Below are 13,810 nucleotides of genomic sequence, written 5' to 3'. Positions count from 1 at the left end.
ATGACCGCTCGACAGGTGACCATCGAGGACGTCGCGCGCGCGGCCGGCGTCTCCCGCCAGACCGTCTCGAACGCCCTCAACGCGCCCGACCGGCTGCGCTCCTCCACCCTCGCCCGGGTCACCGCCGCCATCGACGAACTCGGCTACCGGCCCGACCAGTCCGCCCGCAGCCTGCGCACCGGCACCCGCAAGGTCATCGCCTATCCCGCCCCCGCCGACAACCCGGCGGACCCCAATCCGCTGATGGGCGGCTTCCTCCAGGCCCTGGTGACCGCCGCCGACGACGTGGGCCACCGCGTGCTGCTCTTCCGCGCCGACCCTCGGCAGGGCGCCGGGGCGGTCGCCCGTTCCTTCCACGGCCTGATCGCCGCCCGCCAGGTCGACGGCTTCGTGCTGTCCGACGTGGTCCACGACGATCCCCGGGTGGACGTGCTCACCGAGGCGGGCTTCCCGTTCGCCGCCTTCGGACGGACCGCCCCGGGCCGCCCGCAGAACTGGGTGGACATCGACTCCACCGGCGCGACCGCCGGGCTCGTACGGCACCTGCTCGACCAGGGCCACCGCCGGATCTGCTACCTCAACTCGGCCGCCTCGCTGCCCTGGCTCGCCGACCGCCGGGCCGGCTTCCTGCGGGCGGCGGCCGAGGCCCCCGACGGCGGGTTCGAGGTCGGCGTCCCCGACGACGACCCGGCCGCGCTGGCCCGCGCCGTCCAGCGGCTGCTCACCGGCCCGGACCGGCCGACCGCGCTGGTCTGCGCGAGCGACTGGCTGGCCCTCACCGCCTACCAGGCCGTCCGCGCGGCGGGCCTCGCCGTCGGGGCCGAGGTCGCCGTCGCCGGCTTCAACGACATCCCGCTGTGCACGCTGTTGCAGCCCGCCCTCACCAGCGTCCGGCTGCCGCTCGCCGCCATCGCACGCGGCCTGGTCGACCGCCTGGTCACGGCCGTCGAGGACCAGGCCGCCGCGCCGGCGGCCGGGCTGCTGCTCCCCGCCGAGCTGGTCCTGCGCGGCAGCACACCCGGGCGGTAGCCGACGCGGGCCGGTCAGGAGCCGGTCAGGAGCCGGTCGGGAGCCGGTCAGGAGGAGGGCTGTTCGACCAGCTGCGCGATGTAGAGCGCCTCGCCGAGCTTGCCGACCAGGGCGAGCTGGGTGTCGAGGTAGTCGACGTGCTCCTCCTCGTCGGCGAGGATCGCCTCGAAGAGGTTGGCCGAGGTGACGTCGTTCCTGGCGCGCATCACGGCGATGCCGCGGCGCAGCCGGTCGATCGCCTCGACCTCGACGGTGCGGTCCACGGTCAGCATCTCGGTGACGCTCTGGCCGATCTGGACGTGGAAGAGCCGCTGGTAGTTGGGCAGTCCGTCGAGCATCAGGATCCGGTCGGTGAGGATCTCGGCGTGGCGCATCTCGTCGAAGGACTCGGCGCGGGTGTGGGTGGCGAGCTTCGTCCAGCCGAAGTGTTCCTGCATCTTGGCGTGCAGGAAGTACTGGTTGATCGCGGTGAGCTCGGCGGTGAGCTGCTCGTTCAGGAACTCGATGACCTCGGCGTCGCCGTCCATGGGACGTCTCGCTCTCTCCGGCCCGGTGACCGGTTCGCGGTCGGCGTCCTTCCATTGGACCGCGCGGCCCGGTCCTGCGCCATCGTGCGGCCGGCTCAGCGCCCGGGGCCGGCCGCCTTCGCGGGGGTGGGCTGCGGCCTGCGCAGGAACAGGTAGAGCACGGGCACCAGGTAGAGGACCCAGACCACGACCTGGAGGACGGTGGGGTCGGGCTGGAAGTTGAGGACGCCCTTGAGGAGCGTGCCGTACCAGCTGTCCTTGGGGATGGTGGAGCTGATGTCGAAGGCCAGGTTGTCGAGGCCGGGCAGCCAGCCGGCCTCCTGGAGGTCGTGGACGCCGTAGGCGAGGACGCCGGCCGCGACGACGATGAGCAGCGCGCCGGTCCAGGTGAAGAACCTGGCGAGGTTGATCCGCAGGGCGCCGCGGTAGAACAGCCAGCCGAGGACGACGGCGGTGAGCAGGCCGAGGGCGGCGCCGACGAGCGGGCGCACACCGTCGCCGGTGGCCTGGACGGCCGTCCAGATGAACAGGGCCGTCTCCAGTCCCTCGCGGCCCACGGCGAGGAAGGCGGTGGTGACCAGGGCGACGGTGCCGAGGGCGATCGCCTCGTCCAGCCGGCCCTGGAGTTCGCCCTTGAGGTGACGGGCGGTGCGACGCATCCAGAACACCATCCAGGTGACCAGCGCGACGGCGATGATCGACAGGGTGCCGCCGAGGGCCTCCTGCGCCTCGAAGCTCAGCTGGGCGGAGCCGAACTGCAGGACGGCTCCGAAGGCCATGCTGAGGACCACGGCGGCGGTGATGCCGGTCCAGACCGGGAGCAGCGCGTCCCGGCGGTCGGTCTTGACCAGGTACGCGATCAGGATGCAGGCGATCAGGCTGGCCTCCAGTCCTTCGCGCAGGCCGATCAGGTAGTTCGCGAACACGCGCGCTCCTCGGGGGTCATGGGGGCCCGGCCCGGCCGAACAGGGTGCGGCCCCACCAGTCGTCCGGCCCGGTCACGCCCGGCGGGCAGGCGAAGTGGGCGGAGGCGACGTGCTGGAGGTACTCGCCGAGCGCCTCGGTACCGGCCAGGTGCTGCTGCACGGGCAGGAACCCGGTGCGGGTGTCGCGCTGGTAGGCCAGGAAGAACAGCCCCGCGTCCAGCCGTCCGAGGCCGTCCGTGCCGTCGGTGAAGGAGTAGCCCGCGGTGGCGAGCAGCACCGCGCCGAGCGGGAGGACCACGGCGAGGGGACGGGCCGCGGAGGGCACGGCGCGGTGGGTGGGCATGGGGCTCCCGGGGACGGCGGTGCGGCGTCGCACGGGTCGGGCCGGGTGCGGAGCGCCGCCAGGGTAGCTAAGGCATACCTTAGTTCCGGGGTCGGGGTGCGGCCACACGGCCGCGCGGACCCGCGGTTCACCTGGACGGCCCGCCGGGTCGGGGCGGCCCGGTCGCCGTGGCGGTGCGCGCACTCTGCGGGGTCGGGGGGTCGGCGGGCATGGGGGAGCCTCTCGGGTCGGTCGGGTCGGCCCTCCGCGCGGGACCGGGCACGCACCCCGGGCTCGGCGGCGCTCCGGCGGTGGCCGGCGCTGGGCCTGTGGTGCCAGCTTCGGCGGGGCGTCCGCCGCCGTCAACGGACACCTGTGACCGGGACTTGGACTTTTGTGGGCGGCCGGGCGGGGTGGTGGGCGACCGGCACGGCGATCCTCCGGAGTCCGGTCGGCGGGTCTTGACTTCTCCGGGAGAGTGCTGTCACGGTTTGCTCGAAGTTGCTCCGACTGCACCGGTAGTGAGCAACTCGGAACACGGTCGCCGTCCCTGCGGACCTCGCGGGACGGCCACGGAGACGACCGCCGGCCCGGGCCCGCACACCCGGACCGGCCCGTCGGCGTACCGGCCCGCGCGGCCCGTCCGGCCCGGCGATCGTGCCGTCGTGAGTCGGCCCCGCCGATCCGCACCCCTGCCTCCCCAACGGGCCGGGGCCACGGCATGCGGTCGCCCGCGCTCCCTCCCCCACCACCCCCAAGGAGTACCCGTGTCCTCCCCGCCCCGCAGAGCGCTGGCCGCGGCCCTCACCGCCGCCGCCCTGCTGCTGCCCGCCACCTCCGCGACCCCCGCCGCGGCGACCCCGCCCACGACCGGCTACACCGTCACGGTCGGTACGCCCGTCCCGTACGCCCACCCCACGGACACCCCGGCCTCCACCTTCGTCGACCGGGACGGCACGTTCTGGTTCCAGCAGTCCGCCGCCCTGTACGGCGCGACCCAGCCGCGCTACTGGGACTTCTTCACCGGGGCGGACTTCGACACCGCCCCCCGGTCCGCCGCGGTCAGCGACGCCGTCAACCCCGCGAACGCCGACGACCGGAACAACGACACCACCTGGCGGTGCAACAACAGCCCGACCGGCCTGGGCGCGACCTACTCGGTCGGCAACACGAGCTACTCCCAGAAGAACTACTGCGACCTGTCGGGCGTCTGGGTGGATCCGGACACCGGCGACTGGTACGGGCTGGTGCACAACGAGTTCACCCCTTCGCCGTTCGCCGACGGCATCCACTTCGACGCGATCGACTACGCGGTCTCCACCGACCGGGGCCGGACCTGGACGATCAAGGACCACGTGCTCACCTCGCCGCACTCCACCCAGCGCGGCGACACCACGCAGTTCCCCCACCAGACGTACTCCTACGGCGACGGCGACCAGCGGCTGTTCGTCGACACCGCCTCGGGCTACTTCTACGTCTTCTACGGCTCGCGCATCGTGGAGAAGGGCGGCAACTGGACCGACAGCCTGGCCCACGTCGCCCGCTCCCCGATCGCCGCCAAGATGGCGCCCGGCTCGTGGCAGAAGTGGTACGACGGCGCGTGGTCGCAGCCCGGCGTCGGCGGGCTGGAGAGCAACCAGGTGCCGGTCGACTCCGCGAACCGGACCGGCTACACGCCGGTCGCGGGAGACTACAGCCCCGCCAACACCGGTACGGCCGCGCAGCAGATCGCAGCCGGAAAACTGCCTCCCAAGTCGCCGCTGTTCGTCATGAACATCGCCTACAACGCCTACCTGCGGCTGTACATCGGCGAGCCGGAGGCGGTGTCGGGCGCCGCCCCGCAGCGGTTCTACGTCACCGACGACCTGTCCAGCCAGAAGTGGTACCTGATCGGCGACACCGGCGGTTACACCACCAACTCCTGGTACCGCTGGTTCCTCGACGGTGCCAACCGGACCAACTCCACCATCGTCGGCAGGAGTTTCCGGTCCTACTGCGCCTTCGAGTGCTCCAACGGTGCCTCCGGCGAGTACGTCGACGTCACCCTCGGCGCCACCGCCCGGGCCGCCGCGCCGGTGGACGAGACCAAGGCCTACCGGATCAGCAGCGGCGCCGGGCGCGTCCTCGCGCAGGTCTCCGGCGGCTCCTCCGCGACCACCTCGCTGGCCGCCGCCACCGGCTCCGCCCTGGAGTCGTGGACCTTCACCGGCAACGGCGACGGCTCCTACCGGATCGTCAACTCCTCGACCGGCCGGCTGCTCGGCGTCGACTCCTCGGTCACGGCGGGCCGGGCGTGGGGCGCCCGGCCGACCGTCACCGCCGCGGCGGCGGGCGGTCCCGGCGTCGGACAGCAGTGGTTCGTCGTCCCCGGCACCTCCGCCGGCGGCGCCCTGGACGGGACGCACCGGCTGGTCAACCGCTACAGCGGCCTGGTGATCGGCCTGTCCGCCGACTCCGGCCGGCTCGCCGAGACCACCCCCACCCGCACGTGGAGCAACACCACCGGCAACCCGGTCGGCGGATCCCGCGGCGCGGCGGAGCAGACCCTGACGCTGACCCAGACCGGCACCGCCCCCGAGACGGTCACGGTCGCCGGCCCCGGCAACCAGTCCGGGAAGGTCAACACGGCGGTGTCGCTCCAGCTCGGCGCCGAGGACTCGGCCGGCAAGGCCCTCACCTTCTCCGCCACCGGCCTGCCCGCCGGCCTGTCGATCAGCTCCTCGGGGCTGGTCTCCGGCACGCCGACCACCGTCGGCTCGTCGACGGTCACGGTCACCGCCTCCTCCGCCACCGCCACCGGCTCGACCGCCTTCACCTGGGCGGTCAACCCGGCGCTCGGCGGCACCCACACCCTGGTCGCCTCGGGCAAGGCGCTCGACGACCCGAACCACTCGACCAGCCCGGGGACCCAGCTGGTCACCTGGAGTCCCAACGGCGGCACCAACCAGAACTGGGTCCTCACCCCGCAGCCGGACGGCAGCTACCGGATCGCCAACGGCCTCTCCAACCTCTGCATGGACGTCAGCGGCGGCAGCGGTGCGCCCGGTGCGCAGGTCATCCAGTGGACCTGCACGGGCGGCGGCAACCAGCGCTGGACGGTCACCGCCCTCCCGGGCGGCGGCTACCGGATCGCCTCGCAGAGCAGCGGGCTGCTGCTGACCACCGCGTCGGGCGCGGACGGGGCCCTGGTCACCCAGCAGTCCGACACCGGATCGGCGCTCCAGCGCTGGACCATCGGCTGACGCCCGGCCCCGAGGGGCGGGGCCGGAGCGGACGGGTCGGGCCCCGCGGCATCCAGCCGCGGGGCCCGACCGCTCTCCCGGACGCCCGGGTTGACGATCCGTCCGGATCAGGGGCCCGGCGAGCCGCCCGCGCAGCGCGCGTAGACGTCGCGCGTAGAGTCCACTTGACCAGCCTGGTTACCCGCCCGTACGTTCATCCCCGCATCGTGCGCGCCGGGCCTGCGGGGGGACGATTCGCGTCCGCCCGCCCGGCGAAGGGCAGGGGACGGAACACATGATCAGGAAGAGCCTCGGGAAGCGTTCGAGGACCATCGCCACCCTCGCCGTCGGCGTGGTCGTCGGCGGCGCGGTCGCGGGTGGCGGCTTCGCCGTCGCCGACACCAGGGCGCCGCGGACCGACCGTCAGATCACCAACATGACGGACGAGGTCAGCGACATCAAGGCGTACTACGGCGACACCGTCGACGCCCAGGGCGAGCACTGGCCGTCCCCGACCGGCAACTACGCCAAGCAGGTCGCCGGGATCGAGAAGGACGCCAAGCAGTTCCTGCAGAACCGCACCCGTCACGACCGCAACAAGAAGAAGGCGATCGTGCTCGACGTCGACGACACCTCGCTGTCGACGTACAACTACGAGCTGGAGACGACGTTCGTCTACAGCCCCGCCAGCAACGCGCAGTACATCGCCACCAAGACCATGCCGGCCGTCTTCGGCATGAACACCCTGGCGAAGGAGGCCGAGCAGCAGGGCTACACCGTCTTCTTCGTCACCGGCCGGCCCGAGTCGCAGCGCGCCGCCACCGCGGCCAACCTGGCCGCCGTGGGCTTCCCGGCCGCGGACGCCCCGCACCTGTACCTGAAGAACAAGGAGAACCCGCCGGCGTACCTGGCCTGCGGTGCGACCTGCACCACCGTCGAGTACAAGTCCGGCACCCGTGCGCACATCGAGAGCCTCGGCTACGAGATCGTCGCCAACTTCGGCGACCAGAACAGTGACCTGTCCGGCGGCCACGCCGCCCGGACGTACAAGCTCCCCAACCCGATGTACTACCTGCCCTGATCCCGGCGGGGTGGCGCGGCCGGGCACGCCGGCCGCGCCGCCCGGTGCGGTCGGACGGCTCCCGGCCGAGGCCGGACCTGAAGGGACGTCGGCACTTCTCGCGCCGACGACCGGTCAACGTGCGGGCGGGCGACATTATCGCCCGGACACCGCCGTCCACTCAGTGAGGCTAATCACGGGCTTGCGGTCTCGGCCCGGGACGCCGCCTGGGTGTACGTTCCTGCGACCAGCGGGTGCTGGATTCCCCCCGCTGCCGCAGGATGCCCGGTCAGCAGCGCCTCCGACGCGAGAGAGACACCATGTCTGCACAGGTTCCGACCCATCACCCTCCCCAGCGCATCGGCGTGGTCGCCGAGTCGACCGCCGGGGAGACCCGCGTCGCGGCGACGCCCGCGACGGTGCGGCAGTTGCTCGACCTCGGCTACGAGGTCGTCGTGGAGTCGGAGGCCGGCTCGGCCTCCGGGTTCACCGACGAGGCCTACGCCGAGGCGGGCGCGAGCATCGGTGACGCCTGGGCGGCCGAGGTGGTGCTCAAGGTCAACGCACCGTCGGGCGGCGAGATCGCCCGGCTGCGCCAGGACGCCACCGTCGTCGGTCTGCTCGCCCCGGCTCAGCACCCCGACCTGGTGCAGGAGCTGTCCGCGCGGGGCGTGACGGCGCTCGCGCTGGACGCCGTCCCGCGGATCTCGCGGGCCCAGTCGATGGACGTGCTCAGCTCCATGGCGAACATCGCGGGGTACCGGGCGGTGATCGAGGCCGCCCACGTGTTCGGGCGCTTCTTCACCGGCCAGGTGACCGCCGCGGGCAAGGTACCGCCGGCGAAGGTGCTGGTGGCGGGTGCCGGCGTGGCCGGGCTCGCCGCGATCGGCGCGGCGTCCAGCCTGGGCGCGATCGTCCGGGCCACCGATCCGCGGCCCGAGGTCGCGGACCAGGTCCGCTCGTTGGGCGGCGAGTACCTGGCCGTGGACGTCGTCCAGGAGGCGAGCACCGACGGCTACGCCAAGGCGACCTCCGACGACTACGACCGCGCCGCCGCCGCGCTCTACCACGCACAGGCCGCGGACGTGGACATCATCGTCACCACGGCGCTGATCCCCGGCCGGCCCGCCCCCCGGCTGGTCACGGCCGCGGACGTGGCGGCGATGAAGCCGGGCAGCGTCATCGTCGACATGGCCGCCGCCCAGGGCGGCAACGTCGAGGGCACCGTGCCCGGCCGGGCGGTGGTCACCGACAACGGCGTCACCATCATCGGCTACACCGACCTGGCGGGCCGGCTGGCCACCCAGGCGTCGCAGCTGTTCGGCACCAACCTGGTGAACCTGCTGAAGCTGCTGACCCCCGGCCGGGACGGCCGGCTGGTCATCGACTTCGACGACGTGGTCCAGCGCGCCGTGACGGTCGTCCGGTCCGGTGAGGTCACCTGGCCGCCGCCGCCGGTGGCCGTGTCGGCGGCGCCCGCCACGGCGCCCGCGGCCCCGGTCGCGCCGGTGGGCGCGAAGGAGTCCCGGCTGACGCCCGCGGTGCGGTTCGGCCTGATCGGCCTGGGGATGCTGGCGGTCTTCCTGCTGATCGCCTTCGCGCCGACCCAACTCGCGGAGAACTTCACGGTCTTCGCGCTCGCCGTGGTCATCGGCTACTACGTGATCGGCAAGGTCCACCACGCGCTGCACACCCCGCTGATGTCGGTGACCAACGCGATCTCCGGGATCGTGGTGATCGGCGCGCTGGTCCAGATCGGGCACCAGAGCTGGATCGTGACCGCGCTGTCGTTCGTGGCCGTGCTGCTGACCAGCGTGAACATCTTCGGTGGCTTCGCCGTGACCCGCCGCATGCTGAGCATGTTCTCGACTGCCCCGGAAAGGCGCTGAGCCCCGATGACTTCCACGACGGCCTCCCACGCCGCGGACCTGGTCGCCGCGCTGCTGTTCATCCTCAGTCTGGCCGGGCTGTCCCAGCACCGGACGTCCCGCGCCGGCGTCGTGTACGGCATCGCCGGCATGGCCCTCGCGCTGGTCGCCACGGTCGTGCTGGCGGCGCAGAGCATCACCGCCGGTGCGGTCGCCCTGATCGTCCTCGCGATGGCGCTCGGCGCCGCCGCCGGCCTGTGGCGGGCGCGCCGGGTCGAGATGACGCAGATGCCCGAACTCATCGCCGTCCTGCACAGCTTCGTCGGTCTCGCGGCCGTCCTGGTCGGCTGGAACGGCTACCTGGAGGTCGAGGCGCACGGCTCGGCCCAGACGCTGGTCTCCGGCGACCTGCTGGGCATCCACCACGCCGAGGTCTTCATCGGCATCTTCATCGGCGGGGTCACCTTCACCGGCTCCGTCGTGGCCTTCCTCAAGCTGTCCGCCCGGATCGCCTCCCGCCCGCTGACGCTGCCCGGCAAGAACATCCTCAACCTGGGGGCGCTGGCCGCGTTCGCCGGGCTCACCGGCTGGTTCACCGCCAGCCCGGGCCTCGGGCTGATGGTCGCGGTGACCGTCCTGGCCCTGGCCCTCGGGTGGCACCTGGTCGCCTCGATCGGCGGTGGCGACATGCCGGTGGTCGTCTCCATGCTGAACAGCTACTCGGGCTGGGCCGCGGCCGCCGCCGGGTTCCTCCTCGACAACAACCTGCTCATCGTCACCGGGGCCCTGGTCGGTTCCTCCGGCGCCTACCTGTCGTACATCATGTGCCGGGCGATGAACCGCTCCTTCATCTCGGTCATCGCCGGCGGCTTCGGCATCGAGGCCCCCTCGGGCGGGGACGAGGAGCAGGGCGAGCACCGCGAGATCCGCGCCGAGGAGACCGCGAGGCTCCTCGAACAGGCCCGGTCCGTGGTCATCACCCCCGGGTACGGGATGGCGGTGGCCCAGGCCCAGCACCCCGTGGCGGAGCTGACCCGCCGGCTGCGGGAGCGCGGCGTCGAGGTCCGCTTCGCCGTGCACCCGGTGGCCGGACGCCTGCCGGGGCACATGAACGTGCTGCTGGCCGAGGCGAAGGTGCCGTACGACATCGTCCTGGAGATGGACGAGATCAACGACGACCTCGCGGCGACCTCCGTCGTCCTCGTCATCGGCGCCAACGACACCGTCAACCCGGCCGCCACCGAGGACCCGACCAGCCCGATCGCGGGCATGCCGGTCCTGCGGGTCTGGGAGGCGGAGCAGGTGATCGTCTTCAAGCGCTCGATGGCGTCCGGCTACGCGGGCGTGCAGAACCCGCTGTTCTTCCGCGAGAACAGCAGCATGCTCTTCGGGGACGCCAAGCAGAGCGTGGACGCGATCCTCCAGGCCCTCACCGGGCCGGCCCAGGACGCCCCCGTCCGGGCCGTCCGCCAGCCGACGACGGCCGGATAGGAGGACCCGTCCGGTCGATCAGGCCCAGGGGCGCGCGTCCCCTCGGCAGCTCGGGCCCTGCGGCACACCGCCGCGGGGCCCGAGCCGTTTCCCGGCGGCCGCGCTGACGATCCGTCGGCCCGTCGTCCACGCCCTGCTCGTGATCACGCGGGCGGCGCGACCGGCCCGTCCGAGGCGGACGACCTGGTCGGCCCTCCCACCGCCACCACCACCGTCGCCGAGCGGAGCCGCCGCACCGCCGAGCGGGAGGGCGCGCCGACCGGACGGATCACCGTGGTGCTGCGCGCCGCCGACCGCGACCCCGCGGTGTTCCCCGACCCGGACCGGCTCGACCCCACCCGGCCGCCCCGCCGCCACCTCACCTTCGGACACGGCCGGCACTTCTGCGCCGGGGCCCGGTTCGCCGAGGAACTGGTCACGGCCGGCCTGGAGACCGCCCTCGACCTCGGCCACGCGGAACCCGGCCGGCAGGCCGACGCCCGCTTCCACCGGACGGCCGGCATGACCAGGGCCGCCGCCCTCACGATCCGCCGCACCTCCCGCTGACCGACGCGGCCCGGCCCGGCACGCGAGCGCGATGGCCGGCTGGACGCGGCCCCGGGCGCGGTCCCGGAGAGCAGCCGGGTCAGAGAGGTGTTCACCGTCGCGATGCGCAGGCCGGTACCGACGGCGGCCCGTCCGGCCGAACGCCGCACCTCCGACCCTCCGGCCCTCCGACTCTCCGGCCCTCCGACTCTCCGGGTTCGACACCAGAAGGCGTGTGCGAATCTGAGCACGATTGTTGACTCATGCTCGGTTCCGCCTGAAACTTGACGAGTTCACGCAATTCGCACACTCCGCGGCCGCCCCCGGGCCGCCGAGAAGGCGTCGGTGCGCGGCGCCCCCGACTGCCCGCCCGCCGCCCCACCCCACACCCGCTCCGCGAAGGAGTCACCATGCCCCGGGCATCAGTGCGTCTACGTCCAACTGCGGCCGTGGCCGCGGCCGCAGCCGTGAGCCTCCTGACCGGCCTGGCCACCCCGGCCCAGGCCGGGCCCGCCGTCCCCGCGGCCTCGACCGCCGTCACCGTCGACGGGACCGAGCCGGGACAGGCCTTCGACGGGGTCGGCGCCATCTCCGGGGGCGGCGGCAACTCACGTCTGCTGGCCGACTACCCGGAGCCCCAGCGCGGCCAGTTGCTCGACTACCTCTTCAAGCCCGGCTACGGCGCCGGTCTCCAGCTCCTCAAACTGGAGATCGGCGGTGACACGAACTCCACCGACGGCGCCGAGCCGAGCATCGAACACACCGCCGGCACGGTCGACTGCGACCAGGGGTACGAATGGTGGCTCGCCGAGCAGGCCAAGGCCCGCAACCCCGGCATCAGGATCGCCGCCCTGTCCTGGGGCGCCCCCGGCTGGATCGGCGGCGGCACCTTCTGGTCCCAGGACACCATCGACTACCTGATGGCCTGGATGGGTTGCGCCGCGCAGCACCACCTGACCGTGGACTACCTCGGCGGCTGGAACGAGCGCGGCTACGACAAGGCCTGGTACGAGAAGCTCAAGAGCACGCTGGTGTCGCGGGGTTACACCACCCGGGTCGTCGCCGCCGACAGCGACTGGGGCGTGGCCGACGCCATGGCCGCCGACCCGGCCTTCGGGAACGCCGTCGACATCGTCGGCACCCACTATCCCTGCGGCTACCTCGGCGACTACACCACCTGCCCGAGCACCCCCACCGCCCAGGGTCTCGGCAAGCCCCTGTGGGCCAGCGAGAACGGTTCCGAGGACGCCGACACCGGCGCCGCCCCGGTCGCCCGGGCGATCAACCGCGGTTACCTCGACGGAAGGATGACCGCCTTCTTCAACTGGCCGGTGATCGCGGCGCTCTACCCGGACCTGTACTTCTCCACCGACGGCATGTCGATCGCCAACCAGCCCTGGTCGGGCCACTACCGCATCGGCAGGACCACCTGGGTCACCGCGCACACCACCCAGTTCACCGAGCCCGGATGGCAGTACATCGACTCCGCCGGCGGCTACCTCGGCGGCAGCCGCGCCAACGGCAGCTACGTGACGCTGAAGTCGACGAACAACGCCGACTACAGCACCGTCATCGAGACGGCCGACGCCACCGCCGCCCAGAGCGCCCGATTCACCGTCACCGGCGGCCTGTCCACCGGCCGGGTCCACGTCTGGGCCACCGACCTCACCTCGGACGACTCCACCGACTGGTTCGTCCACCAGCAGGACCTGACCCCGGTCGACGGCGCGTACACGCTCACCCTCCGACCCGGATACGTCTACACCGTGACGACCACGACCGGCCAGGGCAAGGGCACCGCCACCCCGCCCGCCGCGGGCACCCTCGCACTGCCCTACGCGGACACCTTCGAGACCCCCGCCGCCACCACCTCGCCGAGGTACTTCAGCGACATGAACGGCGCCTTCCAGACCGTGGCCTGCGGCGGTGGCCGGACCGGCACCTGCCTGCGCCAGATGGCCCCGACCACGCCGATCCGGTGGACCGACGAACCGTACAGCGCGCCGTACACGATCATGGGCGACGGAGGCTGGAGCAACTACACCGTCACCACCGACACGCTCTTCGAGCAGAGCGGCACCATCGAGCTGCTCGGCCGGGTCAACCAGCAGGGCCGCAACAACAACGGCCTCAACGCCTACCACCTGCGGGTCAGCGACACCGGCGCCTGGTCCATCGACCGGAGCGACACCACCTGGACCTGGACCACCCTGGCCAAGGGCACCACCGCCGCACTCGGCACCGGACGCTGGCACACCGTCGCCCTCACCCTCCAGGGCTCCACCCTCTCGGCGGCCGTCGACGGCACCACCCTCGGCACCGCCACCGACCACGGCTACACCAACGGCCGGGCCGGCCTCGGCGTCACCGACTACCGCACCGAACAGTTCGACGACTTCCGCCTCACCCCCGGCACCCCCACCGTCCACACCGGCCCGGTCACCTCCGCCCTGCCCGGCAAGTGCGTCGACGCCGACGCCGACTCGGGCACCAACGGCACCCGGGTCCAGCTCTGGGACTGCCACGGCGGCAGCGCCCAGCAGTGGAACCGGGCCAACGGTACGCTCACCCACCACGACAGCTGCCTGGACGTCACCGGCCAGGGCACCGCCAACGGAACCCCGGTCGAACTGTGGACCTGCAACGGCGGCGCCAACCAGCAGTGGGCCCCGCAGCCGGACGGCACCCTCAGGAGCCTCCAGTCCGGCCGCTGCCTCGACGACCCCGCCGCATCCACCGCCGACGGCACCCAACTGATCATCTACGACTGCAACGGCGGTGCCAACCAGCGCTGGACACTCCCCTGAGCAGGCCCTGGCCGGCCGATCCCGTCGGGCCCGC

General features: G+C 72.8%; 9 protein-coding genes and 1 pseudogene. 7 read left to right on the top strand and 3 right to left on the bottom strand.

The annotated features are described in order from the left end of the window. Complete coding sequence (locus ACIOFR_RS21030) at window positions 1-1,029, top strand: LacI family DNA-binding transcriptional regulator (protein WP_400999400.1); 1,029 nt, start codon at window positions 1-3, stop codon at window positions 1,027-1,029. Window positions 1,030-1,076: 47 nt separating this feature from the next. Here the strand turns inward: ACIOFR_RS21030 and bfr are convergent, their stop codons facing one another. The 3 genes and pseudogenes from bfr to ACIOFR_RS21015 form a co-directional block, all read right to left on the bottom strand. After that, on the bottom strand, window positions 1,077-1,556 hold the full coding sequence (gene bfr / locus ACIOFR_RS21025; RefSeq protein WP_400999398.1) for a bacterioferritin: 480 nt from the start codon (window positions 1,554-1,556) through the stop codon (window positions 1,077-1,079). Between the two features lie 95 nt (window positions 1,557-1,651). Beyond that, window positions 1,652-2,482, bottom strand: a complete 831-nt coding sequence (gene efeU, locus ACIOFR_RS21020) for an iron uptake transporter permease EfeU (protein WP_400999396.1) — start codon at window positions 2,480-2,482, stop codon at window positions 1,652-1,654. Between the two features lie 16 nt (window positions 2,483-2,498). Next, a pseudogene (locus tag ACIOFR_RS21015) lies at window positions 2,499-2,744 on the bottom strand (deferrochelatase/peroxidase EfeB); the annotation flags it as partial. Window positions 2,745-3,571: 827 nt separating this feature from the next. On the opposite strand from ACIOFR_RS21015, the gene ACIOFR_RS21010 reads away from it, so the two are divergent. From ACIOFR_RS21010 to ACIOFR_RS20985, 6 genes are all read left to right on the top strand, one after another. Continuing rightward, window positions 3,572-6,046: an RICIN domain-containing protein gene (locus ACIOFR_RS21010; RefSeq protein WP_400999394.1), complete on the top strand. Its 2,475-nt coding sequence runs from the start codon at window positions 3,572-3,574 to the stop codon at window positions 6,044-6,046. Between the two features lie 274 nt (window positions 6,047-6,320). Then, window positions 6,321-7,106, top strand: coding sequence for an HAD family acid phosphatase (locus ACIOFR_RS21005; protein WP_400999392.1), 786 nt, complete (start codon window positions 6,321-6,323; stop codon window positions 7,104-7,106). A gap of 299 nt (window positions 7,107-7,405) precedes the next feature. Then, window positions 7,406-8,974: a Re/Si-specific NAD(P)(+) transhydrogenase subunit alpha gene (locus ACIOFR_RS21000; RefSeq protein ID WP_400999390.1), complete on the top strand. Its 1,569-nt coding sequence runs from the start codon at window positions 7,406-7,408 to the stop codon at window positions 8,972-8,974. Between the two features lie 6 nt (window positions 8,975-8,980). Then, window positions 8,981-10,444, top strand: coding sequence for a Re/Si-specific NAD(P)(+) transhydrogenase subunit beta (gene pntB, locus ACIOFR_RS20995; protein ID WP_400999388.1), 1,464 nt, complete (start codon window positions 8,981-8,983; stop codon window positions 10,442-10,444). Window positions 10,445-10,717: 273 nt separating this feature from the next. Further along, window positions 10,718-10,990, top strand: a complete 273-nt coding sequence (locus tag ACIOFR_RS20990) for a cytochrome P450 (RefSeq protein ID WP_400999386.1) — start codon at window positions 10,718-10,720, stop codon at window positions 10,988-10,990. 446 nt (window positions 10,991-11,436) lie between these two features. Next, window positions 11,437-13,776: a ricin-type beta-trefoil lectin domain protein gene (locus tag ACIOFR_RS20985; protein ID WP_400999384.1), complete on the top strand. Its 2,340-nt coding sequence runs from the start codon at window positions 11,437-11,439 to the stop codon at window positions 13,774-13,776. The last annotated feature ends 34 nt before the right edge of the window (window positions 13,777-13,810 follow it).

This window comes from Kitasatospora sp. NPDC088346 (genome assembly GCF_044740765.1).
Classification (GTDB): Bacteria; Actinomycetota; Actinomycetes; order Streptomycetales; family Streptomycetaceae; genus Kitasatospora.
The sequence above is the reverse complement of the archived record's forward strand: the minus strand, read 5'-3'. Positions and strand labels throughout refer to the sequence as shown.